We start from the raw sequence: 18,107 nt of genomic DNA, 5'->3' as shown, positions 1-18,107 counted from the left end.
TAACTAACTACAGTGGGACGCGAGCCAGCCGTCGAGCTCGGATTCCGGGGCATCGGGAGCGATGGGGTCCTCGGCGAATTCCTCGCCCGTGCGCGCCTTGTCCTTGGCCGTGGTGAGCATGAGCGAGCGGCCGTCCGGATAATCCAGGACCACGTTGGCAGAGGCGTAGCCGGCAGTCGGCTCACCGAAGGTCCGCACGTTGTCCAGCCCGCGGAAGGCCAAGAGGGTGGCTTCGGCGGAGGAGGCGGTCTCACCGTCGGTCAGCACGGCGACGGGAACGTCGAGCTTGCCGCCCGCTGTGGTGGTTGCAGTACCTCCGCCGGTCACGGAGTTTCCGTCGATGACCACGTCAGTTGTGCCCATACGGCTGACGAAGGAGAGCGCGGTGCCATCCGGTAGCAGGGGGCTTAAGCCCGCATACATCGGCCCCATGTCGCCGCCGTCATTGCTCCGCAGATCCACCACGGCAGCGCAGGCCTCCGGGTGCGCGGCCAGACCTTGAGCGAGCGTATCGGCGTAGGCCTGGCCGTCATCGTGGCGGCCGATGGAGGGCACGGTCGCGCGCAGGACGCCGTCCTCGAAGTCGACCGAAGGCTCGGTGCTTTCGGCGGCCTTTTCCTTTTCGGTGCTAAAGACCTTGGAGTGCTTGCCGCCGGCGGCGTTGATGGCAGCATCGAGAAGCTCGGTGTTCGTGGGGTCCTCCTTGAAGGCCTCGCGTGCGCGCTGGAATTCCTCACTTTCGCCATAGATTCCGGAGAGCGCTGCGGTATCCACCATCGCGGTATTGATGCGCTTCTCGCTGGCATTAAAAAGAAACACGGGTTTTCCGAAGAATGCCCCACCGTAAGAGGGGCCGAAGAAATACACGGCCGCAGCCACGGCGATGAGGGCAACGAGAAAAAGTCCGCCGAAGATTTTCAGTACAGTTTTCATTCTTTTCTCCCTCCGGTTCGCAGCACGTAGCCGCGCAGGGGCTCAACAAGGATAATGGCAAGCAGCGTGACCAGCCAGCCCACGGCTAGGAATCCGAAGGCCATGAGCAGACGGCCAAGAACGTCGACATTGCTTTGTTCGACGCTGGAGAAGAACATCAGCGAGGCGATCCCACCGCCGAAGAGGAAGCCGAAGAAGCTCAACCCCACGACGGGCCCCATAATGGTCAGAACACCGGAACGGAACTGGAAACCGCGCGGCACGCCCATGAGATCCAGGGAGCGGATGAGTTCCTTGTCTTCGAAGATGCCGGAGACCTGCCCCAGAATGATGGACATGGTGGTCAGCGTGAAGCCGAAGATGAGGGTTAATAAGACACCGGTGGAGATGTCTTTGAATACCACGTTCATTCCGGGATCTTCCTTGAGCACGAGAGCCAAGGCGTCGGAGCCCAAGGGGGCGGCAACGAGGAAGCCCGCCAAGTAGCCGAAGAACGCGATGGCCGCACTTCGCTTCCATGCCGGGCGCGCATTGCCCGCCACTCGCTGGCAGGCCACGAAGTGCGCGGTGCCAGGAAAGAGAGACATGATGTGTGCGCCGAGCTGCAAGATAAAAGGGGAAATGAGGTTGATGCTCATCACCATGCCAAACATGACGACGATGACCATGGCGGTCGGCGGGCCCGCCTTCCCGGAGAGCAACACACCACCGATACCCGCGATGATGAGGAAGACGATGACGCGCCACCAACGATAGGCCGCGGGCATCTGGCGCTTGGCCACCCCCAGGGGGCTCACGCGCACGCGCTGCATGCCGACGAGTGCCGCACCGATAGCCAACACAAAGAGCACACCGGCCACGGCCAGATAACCCCACCACGGGAGAAGAATCTCGGATACAGCAATAGAACGCATCTGGAAGTCCACCTGCGTAAAGACCGGCGCGATGAGCAGGCTGATCAGCCCACCGAGCACGATGCCGATGATGGCTTGCAGGCCCGTCTCCACGATGGCCATGCGCTCCACCTGGCGGGAGCTCAACCCCAGAAGGCGGAGGGTGGCCAGGCGCTGCTCCCGGCCGGAGGCGCCGAGGACGGCGGCTTGGGCTGTGAGGTTAAACAGCGCCGGAAGAATGAAGGCGCAGGCCAAGAGGGCTAGGGCAAACCACGGGTAGAGGAAGGCCTCCATCTCGTTACCGAAGGCCTCCTTGAGCGCGGGCGCGGCTTCCTCGACGTGCTGGGCGCGTTGCCAAAACATCCACGTACCGCCCGCGACGAGGAAGGCAATGGCGGAACCAATGGTCAGGCTCACAATGGCCAGCAAGGAAACAATTCCTGTTCCGGAGCGCGCACGAATGGATTCGCGCTGCAGGTCAAAGACTAAAGTCGCGGTGTTCATCGGATCACCTCGAGGCGGCGGTCATCGTGGATGATGCCATCGCGAATCTCCACGCGGCGCTGCATCCAGTCGGCCACCTTCGGGTCGTGCGTGACCATGACCAGGCTCGCCCCGGACTGGCGCACGATGGTGGTCAGCATCTGCATGACCTCGTGACCCGTGGATTGGTCCAGCGCACCGGTGGGCTCGTCGGCGAAGACGACGCCCGGATTGGCCACCAGCGCACGCGCGATAGTCACGCGCTGCGCCTGGCCACCGGACACCTGCGCCGGGCGGCGATCCGCCAGGCCGCCCAGGCCCAGCTGGTCCAGCAGCTCCATCGCGCGCTTGCGTGCAGCACTCCGACCCATACCGTTAAGCATGGCTGGCAGCGCCACGTTATCCACGTTGCTCAGCTCCGGCAGCAATTGACCATCCTGGAAGACGAAGCCGAAGTTGCGCAGGCGGAGGCGGGAGCGGGGGCCGTCGCCAAGCGCGGAGAGCTCCTCATCTCCGTAGTGCACGCTGCCGTGCGTGGGGGTGAGCACGCCGGACATGCAGTGCAGCAGCGTGGACTTGCCGGAGCCGGACGGCCCCATGACGGCCACGAGCTCGCCCGGCGCGATGTCGAGGGAGATTCCGGCGAGCACCGGGCCGCCGCCGAAATCCTTGGTGATGTCTGTCAGGGAAAGTGTCTGTGCCATGTCTCTCATTCCACCGTGAAGGGCCCGCAGAAAGAACAGCCCTAGCGTTGCTCTTTACGGTAGTGCCAGCACTACCCCTGTAGTCGGTGGCGCCCGTTATGCTGAAAGCCGTGTTCCGAAGAAAGCCCCAGCCCGCCAACCATGAGCAACAGCAAGCACAGAAGATTGCGCAGCTCACGGCCTCGCGCCGCGCCATCGCGGATGCCTATGAGGTGGAGCGCGCACGCATCGAGCGCGACCTGCACGACGGCGCGCAGCAATACCTCGTGGCCGCGAGCATGAAGTTGGGAGAGGCACTTCTCGACGCCCCCGCAGACCTCGCCGAGCTGCTCACCGCCGCCAAGCAGGACGTGGACCGCGGCCTGCACTCCCTGCGTGCCACGGTGCACGGCATCCACCCGCAGGTCCTGCAGGATCATGGTTTGGTGGCCGCGCTTGCCGACGCTGCTTCTTCCCACGGCCCCCACGTCAGCGTCTTCGCCCCGCATCCTTTGCCAAAACTCTCCGCTTCCGTGCTGGCCTGCGGCTACTTCTTCGGCACGGAAGCTCTGACGAATGCGGCCAAGCACGCGCCCGGCGCGCCGGTCTCCGTTTTAGTGACCGCAGATGCCTCTTTAAAAATCACCGTGGTGGATGAGGGGCCGGGCGGCGCGCAGGTTGTACAAGGTCACGGCCTAGCAGGGATGGCCGAGCGCCTCGCCGCTTTCGGTGGGGAGATGACTTTATCGTCTCCCCCGGGCGGGTCCACGAGGCTGGCGTGCTCGATTCCTCTTCTTCTCGATCGCGGACAGTCAGGAGTGTAAGAAATGAGTTTGAGAATCGTGGTGGCGGATGATTCCGCCATTCTGCGTGAGGGTCTCGCCGGCCTTCTGGAGCGCCGCGGGCATTCGATTGTGGGCCAGGCGGATTCTGCGCCGGCGCTCGAGGCGGTGGTGGACAAGCTGCGCGATGAGCTGCCGGATATCGTCATCACGGACGTGCGCATGCCACCGGCCATGGGCGATGACGGTTTGAAAGCCGCCGTGAACTTGAGAAATACCTACCCGGGCTTACCCGTCATGGTGCTCTCCCAGTATGTAGCCCCCGCATACGCGGTGGAGCTCTTCGACTCCCCTGATGCTGGCACCGGCTACCTTTTGAAAGACCGCGTCTCCGAGGTGCGGGACTTCCTCTCCAGCCTGGACGTGGTGGCCCAGGGCGGTACCGTCATCGATCCCACCGTGGCGCAGGCTTTAATGAGCTCAGGGCGCAGCGGACTGGGCGAACTCACCCCGCGCGAGCGCGAGGTGCTCGAATTGATGTCGCGCGGAAAGTCCAACAAGGACATCGCCGCCGAGCTCGTCCTGTCTTCCGCCGCGGTGGCCAAGCACGTCTCCAATATCTTCACCAAGCTGCGTTTAGATCCCAGTGAAGACAACCGCCGCGTCAAGGCAATCTTGGAGTACCTCTCCGCGCACCGCTGAGGCCTGTGTCTGCCCACGCCGCCAAAGGCAACTTTGTCCTCTTGCGCCCACAGAAACCGCTGCGGGATGCCCGCGCTACGCTCACGGTAAATAAGGCCCAAATTTTCGCGATTTTCCGGCCTTATTTACCGTGAACGACATCAAGCACCCCTCGCACACTCACACAAAGAACCGGTGCCACATCCACGGCGGGTCCAGATACCGTTTCGTCCCTTGTGCCACCCCGCGCACCTGCTCCACCACCTTGTCTAGATGATGCTCAATCGTGGTCGCGGTGAAGTGGAGGGGCGTATAGCCGCGATGCACCACATCATTTAGCTTTTGACGGTCAAGCTCGAACTGCCGGCGGTTTTCCCCGCGGTGATAAGCGTAGCCGTCGACCTCGATGGCAATCTTGTGCTCTTCCAAAAGGAGATCCCACCGATAGGGACCGATTTTCGCGTTGTTGAGCACTTTAAAGAAGGGCTCCAATGCACGAGTAAGAGCTCGCTCGGGCACACTATCCGCACCGATGACTGCTTTCTCTAACACTCGCCGAGTGTGTTGCGGGAACCGCCGAAAGTCCATGGAGAGCAACTTCAGCCGCTTTTCCGCGTCCCTACCAGATAAGAACGTTTCCAGGAACTTCACCGCGTGCTTTTCTTCTATGGCCTCCACCGCCTGCAGTGGATTACAGACGTTTATCCCGTCATAGGGGAATACCCCCTTTGGGCGGGCACGGCGACCGACATAAAAGCGCGTATCCTCTAAGCCTTTTTCGCGAATGAGCTGCAGTGGAAAGCCAGGTTTCCGCTCAAGAAGCACCATCGCTGCGGAGTATCCGTCCAACGCACTGTCTGGCCAATGCCGGCTGAGCACCTGCGCTAGCTCGTATGCCGTTGGTTCACGCGGTAGGTACAGCCCCCGCGTAATTTTGATCGCCTCACCTTTGGCCGCTGCCGCTGCGCCTGCGCGGCCGACAATCTCCTCCATTTAGCCCCCTCCGATTCAAAGCCCCACCCCGCGCTTCTCACGATAAAGAACCCCCGCCACCCACGCAAGAAAACCCCGTAAGCTGGTGCGCATGCAGAACGTACAACCCACTGAAGTACCTGAAAACGCCCAGCTCATCGACGTCCGCGAGGGCCACGAGTGGAACACTGAGCATGCCCAAGGCGCCACCCACATCCCGATGGGAGACCTCGTCGAGCGCCTCGACGAGATTGACCCCGACCGCGATATCTACGTCATCTGCCATGCAGGCGGGCGCAGCATGCAGGTCTGCCAGTACCTCGAGCACGCGAAAGGCTGGGACGTCATCAATGTCGAGGGCGGCACGGACGCATGGAAGGCCCAAGGCCGCCCCATGGTTTACCCAAACTAATGGGCCATAACCCATGATTTAAGTTTGCTACGGTAGGCGCGTAGTATCGTCGGCATGCCTACCTTTAACTCCGTATCGATTCCCACCTCGCTCCTCGAGTCCCCCTCCTTCCAGCTGGAGCGCCTCCGCCGCCGCACCCGCGAAGGCGTCGAGGCCGCACTACAAACGCAGAAGACCACCCTGCGCGAGTACTGGGTTCTCACCTGCCTGGTTGCGGAAGCCGCGTCCTCCCAGTCCGCACTATCGGAAACCTTGGCCATTGACGCTTCCGACATGGTGCGCCTGCTGGATTCACTGGAGTCTCGCAATTGGGTTAAGCGTGAGCGTGACTCCAAGGACCGCCGCCGCCAAATCATTGCCTCCACCAAGAAAGGCGTGAAGGCGCACAAAGAGCTCACCGTTTTGGTAGCGAAGGCCGAGGACGAAGCCCTCGACGCGTCCACCAACAAGCAGCTCAAGCACCTGCGCAAACTGGCCACCGCCATCATCGCAGCGGACGCACCGGCTGATGCAGAAAGCAGTGATGCTTAAATGACGGAACCCGATAATCTTCCCAGTACAGGGGGCCGCCATGCCCTACACACAGACGAGCCCGAGATCCCAGTAATGCCCGAGGTCCCCGAGCACTACCTCCTTGGTGATGAGGCCGCACCCGCGCGCACCCTCTGGGATATCGTTCAAACCACCGCCGAGCACTACCCCGAGGCCGCGGCCCTCGACGACGGTGAGATCCTGACCTACGCCGAGCTGCTTGCCGACGTCTCCGCATGGGCCACCGAACTCTACGCCAGCGGTGTGCGTCGCGGCGACCGCATCGGCATCCGCATGACCTCGGGCAAGCGCGAGCTCTACCTGGCTATCCTGGCCACGCTCGCCGCCGGCGCGGCCTACGTGCCCGTCGATGCCGACGACCCCGATGAGCGCGCCGAGATGGTCTTCGGCGAAGCCGATATCGATGGTGTGTTCACCGACGAAGGTTTCCGCATGTTGCGGGAGGGCGGGGCGCGGATGGCGCGCCCCGCGTTCGACGAAAAGGATGGCGGTGGAGATGGCGTCCCCTTCGAGGAACCGCGACCCGAAGACACCGCGTGGATCATCTTCACTTCCGGCTCAACGGGTAAGCCCAAGGGCGTGGCCGTAAGCCACCGCTCCGCGGCCGCCTTCGTTGATGCCGAGGCTGCCCTCTTTTTGGTGGATAGCCCGCACGGTCCGCTCGGTCCGGAGGACCGCGTCCTGGCTGGCCTCTCCGTAGCCTTCGATGCCTCCTGCGAGGAAATGTGGCTGGCCTGGGGCCACGGCGCCTGCTTGGTCCCGGCCCCGCGCTCCCTGGTGCGCTCCGGCATGGACTTAGGTCCCTGGCTGATCCGCCGCGACATCACGGTGGTCTCCACTGTGCCGACCTTGGCCGGCCTCTGGCCCGCCGAGGCCCTGGACAACATCCGCCTCCTCATCGTCGGCGGCGAAGCCTGCTCCCAGGAGCTCACGGACCGCCTGGCCACCGAGGACCGCGAGATGTGGAATACCTACGGCCCCACCGAAGCCACGGTCGTGGCCTGCGCGCAGCGCATGCTGCCGGGCAAGCCCGTGTCGATTGGGCTGCCGCTGAAGGGCTGGGACCTGGTGGTCGTCGACAAGCACGGCGTCCCCGTAAACATCGGTGAGGTAGGCGAACTCGTCATCGGTGGTGTGGGCCTGGCTGCTTACCTGGACCCAGTGAAGGATGCGGAGAAGTACGCGCCGCTGGAGTCCCTGGGCTGGGAGCGCGCCTACCGCACCGGTGACCACGTGCGCCTGGAAGAGGACGGCCTGTATTTTGTGGGCCGCGTCGATGACCAGGTCAAGATTGGTGGCCGCCGCATCGAGCTCGGTGAGGTGGAAGCTAACGTCGCCGCGTTGCCGAACGTGTACAACTCCGCCGTGGCTGTGCAGAAGACACCGGGCGGCGAGTCCGTGCTCGTCGGCTATGTCTCCCTGGATGACCCGGATGCCGGCTTCGACCACGAGGCCGCGCACGCCCGCCTGGCGGAGTCCATGCCGGCAGCGCTCGTCCCGCGCATCTGCGTCATGGAGGAGCTACCAATTCGCACCTCCGGCAAGGTGGATAAGAAGGCACTGCCGTGGCCGCTGCCGGGAGTGGGCGTGGAGGCAGACGGCCTCAACCCCACCGAGCAGTGGCTGGCGGAGCTGTGGGTGGACACCCTGGGTGTTTCCGTCGAGGGCGTCAACGCTGACTTCTTCTCCCTCGGCGGCACCTCGCTGGCCGCGGCGACTTTGGTCGGCCGCATCCGCGAGCGCTTCCCCACCGTGGCCGTGCGCGATCTCTACGACCACCCGCGCCTGGGTTCCCTGGCGGAGCAGCTTGCCGGTGCCGAGTCCGTCGAGGACGCCGGGCCCGCGCGCGAGGTAAAACCCGTCGGCGCCGGCACGCGCATCGCGCAAACACTCATTCAGCTGCCCATCATGACGCTGGCCGCCACGACGTGGCTGGCCTGGCTGCTCTTGGGCTCCAACCTAGCGAACCTGCTGGGTGTGGAGTGGGCCATGACCACGCCATGGTGGCTGGTCATCCTCCTTATCGTCATCTTTGTCACCCCCATCGGCCGCATCCCCATCGGTGGTTTCGGCGCGCGGCTGATCACCGCCGGCATTAAGCCCGGCGAATACCCGCGCGGCGGCTCCACGCACCTGCGCATTTGGGCAGCGGAGCGCTGGGCCGATGCTTCTGGCTCGCGCTCGATCGCGGGCGCGACGTGGGTCAACAACTATGCCCGCGCGCTGGGAGTGAAGATGGGCCGCGGAGTGGACCTACACTCGCTGCCGCCTGTAACGGGCCTGCTGACCCTGGGCAAGCACGCCGCGATTGAGCCCGAGGTCGATCTCTCCGGCTACTGGCTCGACGGCGATATCCTGCACGTTGGCGCCATTGAGGTCAAGGAGGGTGCTCGCGTGGGCGCGCGCTCGACGCTGCTTCCAGGCACCGTCGTGGGCAAGGATGCCCACGTCGAGGCCGGCTCCACCGTCACTGGGCGCAAGAAGATCAAGGACGGCCAGCGCTGGTCCGGCTCGCCCGCCAAGAAGGTGGGCCGCTCCAAGCATCGCTTCCCGTCGCATGCCCCGAAGCGCCGCCCGTGGTGGGTAGCCATCTACGGCGCTACTTCTATCCTGCTGGCCCTCCAGCCCATCGTGGCGCTGGCCGTGGGTGCTGCCGTGGTCGTTGCCCTCATCGCGGTGACCGAGGGCTCTGCCTTCGTCGGCTCCATCTTCTTCGCCCCGCTGGGCGCGCTTGCGGCATTCGCCACCTTCATGCTGCAAACCTGGCTAGGCGTGCGCATCCTCTCACTGGGCATCAAGCCCGGTGTGGCACCGGTGCGCTCCGCCAAGGGCTGGCGCCTGTGGGCCATCGAACGCCTCATGGACGAGGCCCGCACGCAGCTCTTTCCCATCTATGCCTCGCAGCTCACCCCAGCGTGGCTGCGTTCCTTGGGCGCGACGATTGGCAAGGACGTGGAGATTTCCACAGCCGTCATGGTTCCCAAGCTCACCGAGGTCAAGGACGGTGCGTTCCTGGCGGATGACACCATGATCGGCGGCTATGAGCTCGGTGGCGGGTGGATGCTCACGGGTGAGACCAAGGTGGGCAAGCGTTCCTTCGTGGGCAACTCCGGCATCACCGGACCCGGACGCAAACTATCGAAGAACTCGCTGGTTGCCGTGCTCTCCTCGACGCCGAAGAAGACCAAGTCCGGTGCCAACTGGTGGGGTTCCCCGCCGGAGCGCATGCGCCGCGTGGAGGCCCACGTGGACGGTGTGGAGGGCGAATCCCTCACCTATAACCCGGGCTTTGGGGTCAAGGCCGCGCGTGGTGCGATTGAAACCATGCGCCTGCTGGCTCCGATGACCTCGGCCATGTTGCTGGCGGGAACCTTGGCATCGCTCTACGCGCTTGCCGACGCCCTCGGCATCGCCGCCGCCTGGGCCCTCGGCGGTGTCATCCTCATGGTGGCGGGCGCCATCGCGATGGCGATCACCGTGGCGGTCAAGTGGATCTGCGTGGGCACGCAGACCGCTGGCGACCACCCTCTGTGGTCCGCCTTCGTGTGGCTCAACGAGCTGCAGGACACCTTCGTGGAGGCGGTGGCCGCCCCGTGGTTCTTTACTCACACCTATGGCATGGGCGAAATCAACCAGGGCCTGCGCGCGCTGGGCGTGACGATTGGCCGCGGCGCCTGGATCGATTCCTACTGGTTCCCGGAGACGGACCTGTGCTTTGTGGGCGAAGGCGCGTCCGTCGGCCCGGGCACCGTGGTGCAAACGCACCTCTTCCAGGACCGCGTCATGAGCCTAGATACCGTCACCATCAAGGCCGGCGCTACCCTGGGCTCGCATTCGGTGGCGCTGCCGGCCTCGGTCATCGGCAGCGTGGCAACGGTTGGCCCCGGCTCCTTGGTGATGCGTGGCGACCAAGTCCCGGGCAACTCCGAGTGGCAGGGAAACCCTATCGAGCCCTGGAAGAAATAGATAAAAAAATAAAGGAGGCGGCAGGTTTACCTGCCGCCTCCTTTTATGCCTGACTCGCTAATGAGCGGTCGGGGTGCCGTGATTAGTCACCGATCTGGTCGCGACCGCGCTTGACAATCTTGTCATCCACCTGGTCAACGAGCTCGTGGTCCTTGTTGGTGTACTCAAACTTGGAGAGCACGTAGCGCATCGCGTTGATGCGGGCACGCTTCTTGTCGTTGGATTTAATGGTGATCCACGGAGACTCTTCCGTATCGGTGTAGCGGAACTGCTCCTCCTTGGCGCGGGTGTAATCATCCCACTTATCCAAGGACGCTAGGTCCATGGGCGAAAGCTTCCACTGACGGACGGGGTCAATCTGGCGAATAGCGAAGCGAGTGCGCTGTTCCTTGCGAGTCACGGAGAACCATAGCTTAGTCAGGGAGATACCCGAGCCTAGGAGCATGTTCTCCAGCATCGGTACCTCGCGCAGGAACTCTGCGTGCTGGGACTCTGTGCAGAAGCCCATGACGCGCTCCACACCGGAGCGGTTGTACCAGGAGCGGTCGAAGAAAACGATTTCACCACCGGACGGGAAGTGCTGAATATAGCGCTGGAAGTACCACGACGTGGACTCGCGCGGGGAAGGCTTCTCCAGCGCCACGGTGCGCGCACCACGCGGGTTGAGGTGCTCGTTGAAACGCTTAATGGTGCCGCCCTTACCCGCGGCATCGCGGCCCTCGAAGAGGATAATGTGGCGCTGGCCGGTTTCCTTCGTCCAGTTCTGCCATTTCAGCAGCTCAATCTGCAGGGCGCGCTTGATGGATTCGTACTCATCGCGCGTCATGCGCTCCTCGTACGGGTAGTTCTCGCGCCAAGTCTCGACAGGCGAGCCATCCGGCATGATCAGCGAGGGATCATCTTCATCAGAGTCATCGACGACGTAGCCGTCGGTCTGCGCAAGGTCGATCTCGGGGAGTTCGTCGTCTTTAATGTCAGCCATACCTTTAATTCTATCTAGGAAGCAGACATCTGGCGCGATAAAAGAAGTTGTAGCCGCGTGATTTACCCCCGTATGCCCGATGGGCGGCAGCATCCGCCCAGAATGTACGTTTCTAACAATTAGTGCCCCCGAAAGTTCTCGAAGATCTGGGGGGGCTTAAATGATCGTTTCGTACCCGCCGCGCGTACACGTTGGTACGTTTTCGCACGCAAGCTCATGAAACCGCCTGGTTTCGGGGGCTTATTTGCGAAAACGTACCATGCCACCGTGCTAGCCGGGCTCGGTCCGGCTGCCCAGCCCTGGGCGTCCGTCCGACGGCGAATTTTGGAAATGCGAAACCCCGCTGCCCAAATGGGTCAGCGGGGTTAGCGCTTAGTACTGCGTGAGCAGCGTGCTTTTTAGAGCAGGCCGATCAGCTTGGAAGCGCCGGAAGCCATGTCGCCCAGGTTGTAGAAAATGTTGAGCAGGAGGCCGATGATGCCGGAGGAAGAAAGGGTACCCATTTGAAATCTCCTTGGAATTGAAAGTGTGTGTTTAGTGCTGCCCTAAAGGGAAGCTAGTTTACTTCTTGGAGGACAGAGCCTCGAGAGCGTCGGTGTTCGGCTTAACAACGAAGGAGTCACCCTGCTGAGCAGCGCCGGAGATAGCATCGAAGACGCCAGCGAAGCCGGTGAAGAGCTTCTTGATGCCGTCAGCGAAGGTAGCGAAGTTACCGAGCTGGTCACCGATGAAAGAAAGATCCATTGTGGTCTCCTCTTGTGAAGTCCGGGTAAAGAGATTGCCCGGAGGGGGTTTGCGGTTTTGCAGACACCCTCAGCGGGCGTCACAAGGAACTATTTTGGCACACCACTGACACATTGCAAGTGAATTCGTGGGTGATTTTTCGCGCAAAGCGCTTTGACAATCAGAGTCACTTTTCAGGTTATTAATTCATCTTCTATTAACCCAGCCTGCAACAACGCGCCTATCTGCAGAAATAGGTAGCGCTCGAAATGAAGGCTTAAGAAATCTTCCTCAGAACGTAACGTTAGCTCCCTGAACCACGATTCATAGGCTTGCTTTACAGAGTAAACTCGCGAAATATTTTTCGCAGGAGCACCCCGAATTACCCCTATTCGGGGTGCTATAAGGACACAAAAGTGTCTCAAGAGGAAGAAAGCTCCCCACGGTCAACCGTGGGGAGCTCGTAATTTGTTAGGACCTGAAGTCGCAATGCGCTTCAGGCCGGGAGGCTAAGGACTAGAAGCCCATACCGCCCATTGCGTCAGCGTCCGGCATGCCAGCGCCTGCACCGGCCGGCTCCGGCTTATCAGCCACAACCGCCTCGGTGGTCAGGAACAGGGCTGCGATGGACGCAGCGTTCTGCAGCGCGGAGCGGGTGACCTTCACCGGGTCGTTGATGCCCGCAGCCATCAGGTCCACGTACTCGCCAGAAGCGGCGTTGAGTCCCTGGCCAGCCGGCAGGGAGGCAACCTTGTCAGCGACAACGCCCGGCTCCAGACCAGCGTTCTGGGCAATCTGCTTCAGCGGCGCAGAGAGTGCCTCGCGCACGATCTTGACGCCAGTAGCCTCGTCACCGGTGAGGTCCGAGAGGGAATCCAGAACCTCGGCTGCCTGCAGCAGAGCCACGCCACCACCGGCGACGATGCCCTCTTCTACGGCAGCCTTAGCGTTGCGCACGGCATCCTCGATGCGGTGCTTGCGCTCCTTGAGCTCAACCTCGGTAGCGGCACCAACCTTGAGGACTGCCACGCCGCCGGCCAGCTTGGCCAGGCGCTCCTGCAGCTTCTCGCGGTCGTAGTCAGAGTCGGAGTTCTCGATCTCGGCACGGATCTGCTTGATACGGCCGTCGATCTGCTCCTGGGAGCCGGCACCCTGAACGATGGTGGTCTCATCCTTGGTCACGACAACCTTGCGTGCCTGGCCAAGGTACTCGATCTCAGCGGTCTCCAGGGAGAGGCCAACCTCTTCGGAGATAACCTGGCCGCCGGTGAGGATAGCCATGTCCTGCAGGGTGGCCTTGCGGCGGTCACCGAAGCCCGGTGCCTTCACAGCAACGGACTTGAAGGTGCCGCGGATCTTGTTGACCACGAGGGTGGACAGGGCCTCGCCCTCGACATCCTCAGCGATAATCAGCAGCGGCTTGCCGGTCTGCATGACTTTCTCCAGCAGCGGGACGAGGTCCTTGATGTTGGAGATCTTGGAGGAAACCAGCAGGATGTACGGATCCTCGAGGACTGCCTCCTGGCGCTCCATGTCGGTAGCGAAGTAGCCGGAGATGTAGCCCTTGTCGAAGCGCATACCTTCAGTGACCTCAAGGTCCACGCCGAAGGTGTTGGACTCCTCAACGGTAATAACGGAATCCTTGTTCACGGAGCCGTTACCCACGGTGTACATAGCCTCGGCGATCTTCTCGCCGATTGCCGGGTCAGCGGCGGAGATGCCTGCGGTGGTGGCAATCTCTTCCTGGGTCTCTACTTCCTTTGCGGAGGAGAGCAGGGAGTCAACAACCTTCTTGGTGGCGGCCTCGATGCCGCGCTTGATGCCCATCGGGTTGGAACCAGCGGCTACGTTGCGCAGGCCCTCACGCACGAGAGCTTGTGCCAGAACGGTAGCGGTGGTGGTGCCGTCACCGGCGACGTCATCGGTCTTCTTGGCTACTTCCTTGACCAGCTCAGCGCCGATCTTCTCGTACGGGTCCTCGAGCTCGATCTCGCGCGCGATGGAGACACCGTCGTTGGTAATGGTCGGGGCGCCCCAGGACTTCTCCAGGACGACGTTGCGACCCTTGGGGCCGAGGGTGACCTTGACGGCGTCGGCCAGCGTGTTGAGACCACGCTCGAGGCCGCGACGTGCCTCTTCATCGAAGGCAATGATCTTTGCCATGTGTTTGTGCTCCTTAAGCTTTGTTGAGGACGACACTCACGTCTGATCTATGACGGACGCCCGCGACGGCACGGCTGGCGAGTGTTCTCCAGCCCCAACCACATAGATGATTCTGTTTATTTCTGGCACTTGCCATGTGGAAGTGCTAGCGACCATTCTGGCACTCAGCCCCCGCGACTGCAAGGTTCAACACGAACGGGCGGTGCATAAGCACCGCCCACTAGATCGCATCGCCCGTTAAACCGAACCACTCATCAACACGAAACCTTTATCGCGTTTAAGACGCAGCCTTCTTCGCCGTCCACTTGTAGGCCGCCGCGATACCGCCGACAAAGAGAATGACGCCAACGAACTTGGCTGCCGTCCCGCCTTCGAAAATCTCCAGCGGGGACTCGCCGGCCGAGGCCGCGATGATACCCGCGTTGACCACGCCGAAGAGGGACTCTCCCACGATGAGGCCAGTAGCCAGCAGCGTACCCATGCGCTTGACAAAATCCGGCTTGGACTGGCGGGCTGCCCAACGATTGTAGAAGTAACCCAGGAAAGCACCGATCGGCACCACAACGGTGATGGCTGCCGGCAGGTACATGCCCATGCCCACGGCCAGCGGCGACAGAGAGTACTTGTCGGTGAAGTAGCGCAGGCACTCGTCCACGATGATGATGACGGCACCAATTGCCGCGCCCAGACCGATGAGATCCCACGGCAGGGAGTTATCGAAAATACCGGAGGCCACCGAGGACATCAGTGCGGCCTGCGGTGCAGCCAGTGCATCCTCGCCAGCGCCCTCCATGCCCTGGAAGCCGAAGCCGGTGAGCATGACCTGGAGAATCGGCGGAATCACCAAGGAACCGAAGAGAACACCAATGATGAGCGCTACCTGCTGCTTCCATGGCGTTGCCCCAACCAGCTGACCAGTTTTGAGGTCCTGCAGGTTGTCATTGGAAATAGTCGCAATGCCGAAGACAATGGCCGCGGTAAACAGCGTGTAGGCCACAAGCGAGAGCGGCTCCGCATCCGTACCGCGGGTCACGGCGGCAATCAGCAGCGCCGCGGCGATGACCGCGATGATGCCAATAGAGGAAATCGGCGAGTTAGAGGCACCAATCAGGCCAGCCATGTAGCCGCACACCGACGCGATAACGAGGCCCACCAGCAAGGTGAAGAGCACGGAGACCGTGATCAGGACGGCCATGTGATCGTGAATATCGGTACCGCGCACGAAGTTCCACAGCAAAAGTCCAATCGGAATCATCAGGACCAAGATGGTGCCAATGACATAGGGCGCTGGAATATCGCGCTCCTCCACGGCCACGTGCTGGCCATCCTTGCGGTTGCGGGAAGAGGCGAAGGACTCAGCCATGCCCTTGACAATCGGGCCCGTAATCTTAATCAGCGTCCAAATGGCGGCGATGGCCATGGTGCCCACGCCGATGAAGCGGATCCTGTCGGAGAAGACCGTGTCGACGGTGTCCATGATCGTGGCCGGGTCACTCAGCGCCTCCCCACCGGTGAGGATGGGAAGCAGGATGAGGTAGGAGATAACCACGCCGACGAGCATGGCGATACCGACGGCCAGGCCCACGAGGTGGCCCACGCCGACCAGCGCCAGCGAGAGGGAGGTGCCTAGCGTCGTCGCACCTGAGCCGAATTTGAAGTAGGTGGCCACCTCAGAGGCAGCCGCCTTCATTGCTGCCAGTAAAGCCATAAACGCGGAGAGGATACCGCCAAAGACGATGACGCGCAGGCCCTTCGCGTTTTCCTCGTGGACGGCTTCGCCGTCCTCACCGGAGCTATCGCCCACCTTGAGGACCTCGGCCGCGGCCACACCCTCCGGGTAGGGCAGGTCCGAGCCCGTCACCAGCGCGCGGCGGAGCGGGATGGAGTACATCACGCCGAGCACACCACCGATGGCGCACACCGCGGCGGTATCGATGAAGGAAAAGCCCTGCCAGTAGCCCACCATCACCAGGCCTGGGAGCACGAAGATGATGGCGGACAAGGTACCGGCTGCCGACGCGATGGTCTGCACAATGTTGTTCTCTTTGACGTTGTGCCCGGCAAAGCGGCGCAGCACCGCCATGGAAATCACGGCGGCAGGAATGGACGTGGCAAATGTCAGGCCTACTTTAAGGCCGAGATACACGTTGGCGGCAGTAAAGATCAGAGTGATGAGTCCACCGATAATAATGCCGCGCAGCGTGAGCTCGCGGAGCGTGGACTGGGAACCTTCGGCGGTCGTCGTCGCCATGTCAGGTCCTTTCTAAGGAATAGTTACTAGAACCCGGGATATATTACTCCCTACTTGTCGATAGACCGATTCGGGGATACGAGTAGGTTGGAGGGCATGACCAAGATTTCTGAGTTTGTCAGCAACGACCGCGATACCATTTTCCAGCAGCTCAAGGAGCTCGTCTCCTTCAATTCCGTCCACAACGAGCCGGGTCTAGAGGAGCAGACCGCGAAGGCAGCGGAGTGGGTTCACGCCGCGCTTGTCGACGCCGGCTTCACCCCCGAAGCCATCACCACCGCTGATGGTTCCACGGCGATCGTCGCCAAGCGCCCCGGCAAGGAAGGCGCGAAGACGGTGCTGCTCTACTCGCACTATGATGTCGTGCCCGCCGGCAACCCGGAGGCCTGGGGCTCCGATCCCTTCACGCTGACCGAGCGCGATGGCCGCTGGTACGGCCGCGGCGCCGCGGACTGCAAGGGCAACGTCGCTATGCACCTAGCGGCCCTGCGCGCACTCGACGCTCACGGTGGAACCGACCTCAACCTCACCGTGCTTATTGAGGGTTCTGAGGAACGCGGCGGCGAGGGCCTGTCCGCACTCATCGAAGAGCGCCCGGAGCTCTTTGCTGCCGACGCCATCCTCATCGCCGATGCTGGCAACGCCAAGGTGGGTGTGCCGACGCTGACGACCTCCCTGCGCGGCGGCTCGCAGATCAACGTCAAGGTCTCCACCCTCCACTCGGCTGTGCACTCCGGCCAGTTCGGCGGCGCGGCTCCCGACGCCGTCAAGGCGCTCATGCGCGCGCTGGATTCCCTGACGGATGAGTATGGCCGCACGACTATCGACGGCGTCGATTGCGAGGGTACCTGGCCGCTGGCCGAGGGTCAGGACACCGCCTACAGCGAGGAAAACTTCCGCGCCGACGCGCAGATGCTTGAGGGCACCGAGGTCATGGGCGCGAAGGACCCGGCCGGTGCCACCGCCATCGCGGATATGATTTGGGCCCGCCCGGCGATTACCGTCACCGGCTTTACCTCCACCCCGGTGGCCGAGGCCGTCAACGCCGTGCCCGCTACCGCTGAGGCCAATATCAACCTGCGCACCCCCGCCACCATGGATCCCCGCGCCACCGCGGAGGCCGTGGCCGAGCACCTGAAGAAGCACGTCCCGTGGGGCGCACACATCGAGGTCACCATCCTGGAGGCCAACCTGGGATTCGAAACCGATCCGGCAAAGCCCGCCGTGGCTCTGCTCGGCGAGTGCCTCGGCGAGGCTTTCGGGGCCGAGACCATCACCCAGGGCATGGGCGGATCCATCCCGCTGACCGTGGAGCTGCAGGAGAAGCACCCGAATGCCGAGATCGCGCTCTTTGGCGTCGAGGAGCCGCAGTGCACCATCCACTCCGCCAATGAGTCGGTTGACCCGAGCGAAATTGAAAAGATCGCCATCGCTGAAGCACTCTTCCTCCAGCGCTTCGCCTAGGCACCAGCCCAACGCCCAGCCACAAGATCCGCCGGGCGTTGGTCTCCCTTCTCCTGAGCTAGGCAGTTGGCGAGGTGGCGGAACGCCAACAGGAGACGCATATATAACTGTATGAAACGAAGATGTGAAAACTGGGATTTCAGACTGTATCGTGAGCATTAGTGAAC

14 protein-coding genes are annotated in these 18,107 nt (G+C 62.4%); 6 read left to right on the top strand and 8 right to left on the bottom strand.

Going from position 1 to position 18,107, the window contains the following annotated elements:
* Positions 1 to 3 precede the first annotated feature (3 nt).
* From HMPREF3147_RS05925 to HMPREF3147_RS05915, 3 genes are read right to left on the bottom strand one after another with little or no spacing between them, the layout of a single operon-like run.
* Positions 4 to 933: a S41 family peptidase gene (locus HMPREF3147_RS05925; protein ID WP_070445869.1), complete on the bottom strand. Its 930-nt coding sequence runs from the start codon at positions 931 to 933 to the stop codon at positions 4 to 6.
* Positions 930 to 2,330: an FtsX-like permease family protein gene (locus HMPREF3147_RS05920; protein ID WP_070445866.1), complete on the bottom strand. Its 1,401-nt coding sequence runs from the start codon at positions 2,328 to 2,330 to the stop codon at positions 930 to 932. The genes HMPREF3147_RS05925 and HMPREF3147_RS05920 overlap by 4 nt, the downstream gene beginning before the upstream one ends.
* Positions 2,327 to 3,013, bottom strand: coding sequence for an ABC transporter ATP-binding protein (locus HMPREF3147_RS05915; RefSeq protein WP_070445863.1), 687 nt, complete (start codon positions 3,011 to 3,013; stop codon positions 2,327 to 2,329). The genes HMPREF3147_RS05920 and HMPREF3147_RS05915 overlap by 4 nt, the downstream gene beginning before the upstream one ends.
* 98 nt (positions 3,014 to 3,111) lie before the next feature.
* Between HMPREF3147_RS05915 and HMPREF3147_RS05910 the strand changes: the two genes are divergently transcribed.
* Both HMPREF3147_RS05910 and HMPREF3147_RS05905 read left to right on the top strand, forming a co-directional pair.
* On the top strand, positions 3,112 to 3,816 hold the full coding sequence (locus HMPREF3147_RS05910; protein WP_070445860.1) for a sensor histidine kinase: 705 nt from the start codon (positions 3,112 to 3,114) through the stop codon (positions 3,814 to 3,816).
* A 3-nt stretch (positions 3,817 to 3,819) separates the two neighbouring features.
* Positions 3,820 to 4,476, top strand: a complete 657-nt coding sequence (locus HMPREF3147_RS05905) for a LuxR C-terminal-related transcriptional regulator (RefSeq protein WP_070445857.1) — start codon at positions 3,820 to 3,822, stop codon at positions 4,474 to 4,476.
* 159 nt (positions 4,477 to 4,635) lie between these two features.
* Here the strand turns inward: HMPREF3147_RS05905 and HMPREF3147_RS05900 are convergent, their stop codons facing one another.
* Positions 4,636 to 5,448, bottom strand: coding sequence for an endonuclease domain-containing protein (locus HMPREF3147_RS05900; RefSeq protein WP_070445854.1), 813 nt, complete (start codon positions 5,446 to 5,448; stop codon positions 4,636 to 4,638).
* A gap of 91 nt (positions 5,449 to 5,539) precedes the next feature.
* Here HMPREF3147_RS05900 and HMPREF3147_RS05895 point away from each other — a divergent pair, with 91 nt between their 5' ends.
* From HMPREF3147_RS05895 to HMPREF3147_RS05885, 3 genes are read left to right on the top strand one after another with little or no spacing between them, the layout of a single operon-like run.
* Positions 5,540 to 5,839 carry a rhodanese-like domain-containing protein gene (locus HMPREF3147_RS05895; RefSeq protein WP_070445851.1) on the top strand — a complete coding sequence of 100 codons (300 nt, stop codon included), beginning with the start codon at positions 5,540 to 5,542 and terminating at the stop codon, positions 5,837 to 5,839.
* Positions 5,840 to 5,893: 54 nt separating this feature from the next.
* Positions 5,894 to 6,370 (top strand): MarR family winged helix-turn-helix transcriptional regulator, encoded by a 477-nt coding sequence (locus HMPREF3147_RS05890; RefSeq protein WP_070445848.1) that lies wholly within the window; start codon positions 5,894 to 5,896, stop codon positions 6,368 to 6,370.
* Entirely contained in the window at positions 6,371 to 10,357 is a 3,987-nt protein-coding gene (locus HMPREF3147_RS05885) for a Pls/PosA family non-ribosomal peptide synthetase (RefSeq protein WP_070445845.1), read from the top strand.
* A gap of 82 nt (positions 10,358 to 10,439) precedes the next feature.
* Here the strand turns inward: HMPREF3147_RS05885 and ppk2 are convergent, their stop codons facing one another.
* From ppk2 to HMPREF3147_RS05865, 4 genes are all read right to left on the bottom strand, one after another.
* Positions 10,440 to 11,339 carry a polyphosphate kinase 2 gene (ppk2, locus tag HMPREF3147_RS05880; RefSeq protein ID WP_010188788.1) on the bottom strand — a complete coding sequence of 300 codons (900 nt, stop codon included), beginning with the start codon at positions 11,337 to 11,339 and terminating at the stop codon, positions 10,440 to 10,442.
* A 561-nt stretch (positions 11,340 to 11,900) separates the two neighbouring features.
* Complete coding sequence (locus HMPREF3147_RS05875) at positions 11,901 to 12,083, bottom strand: PorH family porin (protein WP_070445841.1); 183 nt, start codon at positions 12,081 to 12,083, stop codon at positions 11,901 to 11,903.
* A gap of 495 nt (positions 12,084 to 12,578) precedes the next feature.
* Complete coding sequence (gene groL, locus HMPREF3147_RS05870; RefSeq protein ID WP_070445838.1) at positions 12,579 to 14,225, bottom strand: chaperonin GroEL; 1,647 nt, start codon at positions 14,223 to 14,225, stop codon at positions 12,579 to 12,581.
* A gap of 277 nt (positions 14,226 to 14,502) precedes the next feature.
* On the bottom strand, positions 14,503 to 16,476 hold the full coding sequence (locus tag HMPREF3147_RS05865) for an OPT family oligopeptide transporter (RefSeq protein ID WP_070445832.1): 1,974 nt from the start codon (positions 16,474 to 16,476) through the stop codon (positions 14,503 to 14,505).
* Between the two features lie 96 nt (positions 16,477 to 16,572).
* Between HMPREF3147_RS05865 and HMPREF3147_RS05860 the strand changes: the two genes are divergently transcribed.
* Complete coding sequence (locus tag HMPREF3147_RS05860) at positions 16,573 to 17,940, top strand: dipeptidase (protein WP_070445829.1); 1,368 nt, start codon at positions 16,573 to 16,575, stop codon at positions 17,938 to 17,940.
* Positions 17,941 to 18,107 lie beyond the last annotated feature (167 nt).

The organism is Corynebacterium sp. HMSC05D03 (assembly GCF_001807205.1).
Classification (GTDB): Bacteria; Actinomycetota; Actinomycetes; order Mycobacteriales; family Mycobacteriaceae; genus Corynebacterium; species Corynebacterium aurimucosum.
This window is presented reverse-complemented; position numbering and strand designations above follow the sequence as displayed.

What these genes read in the sequence shown, in the direction of transcription:
- HMPREF3147_RS05865 (WP_070445832.1), bottom strand. Translation starts at nt 16,476, where the DNA reads ATGGCGACGACGACCGCCGAAGGTTCCCAGTCCACGCTCCGCGAGCTC.
- HMPREF3147_RS05915 (WP_070445863.1), bottom strand. Translation starts at nt 3,013, where the DNA reads ATGGCACAGACACTTTCCCTGACAGACATCACCAAGGATTTCGGCGGC.
- HMPREF3147_RS05905 (WP_070445857.1), top strand. Translation starts at nt 3,820, where the DNA reads ATGAGTTTGAGAATCGTGGTGGCGGATGATTCCGCCATTCTGCGTGAG.
- HMPREF3147_RS05900 (WP_070445854.1), bottom strand. Translation starts at nt 5,448, where the DNA reads ATGGAGGAGATTGTCGGCCGCGCAGGCGCAGCGGCAGCGGCCAAAGGT.
- HMPREF3147_RS05860 (WP_070445829.1), top strand. Translation starts at nt 16,573, where the DNA reads ATGACCAAGATTTCTGAGTTTGTCAGCAACGACCGCGATACCATTTTC.
- HMPREF3147_RS05885 (WP_070445845.1), top strand. Translation starts at nt 6,371, where the DNA reads ATGACGGAACCCGATAATCTTCCCAGTACAGGGGGCCGCCATGCCCTA.
- ppk2 (WP_010188788.1), bottom strand. Translation starts at nt 11,339, where the DNA reads ATGGCTGACATTAAAGACGACGAACTCCCCGAGATCGACCTTGCGCAG.
- HMPREF3147_RS05910 (WP_070445860.1), top strand. Translation starts at nt 3,112, where the DNA reads ATGCTGAAAGCCGTGTTCCGAAGAAAGCCCCAGCCCGCCAACCATGAG.
- HMPREF3147_RS05895 (WP_070445851.1), top strand. Translation starts at nt 5,540, where the DNA reads ATGCAGAACGTACAACCCACTGAAGTACCTGAAAACGCCCAGCTCATC.
- HMPREF3147_RS05890 (WP_070445848.1), top strand. Translation starts at nt 5,894, where the DNA reads ATGCCTACCTTTAACTCCGTATCGATTCCCACCTCGCTCCTCGAGTCC.
- HMPREF3147_RS05920 (WP_070445866.1), bottom strand. Translation starts at nt 2,330, where the DNA reads ATGAACACCGCGACTTTAGTCTTTGACCTGCAGCGCGAATCCATTCGT.
- HMPREF3147_RS05875 (WP_070445841.1), bottom strand. Translation starts at nt 12,083, where the DNA reads ATGGATCTTTCTTTCATCGGTGACCAGCTCGGTAACTTCGCTACCTTC.
- groL (WP_070445838.1), bottom strand. Translation starts at nt 14,225, where the DNA reads ATGGCAAAGATCATTGCCTTCGATGAAGAGGCACGTCGCGGCCTCGAG.
- HMPREF3147_RS05925 (WP_070445869.1), bottom strand. Translation starts at nt 933, where the DNA reads ATGAAAACTGTACTGAAAATCTTCGGCGGACTTTTTCTCGTTGCCCTC.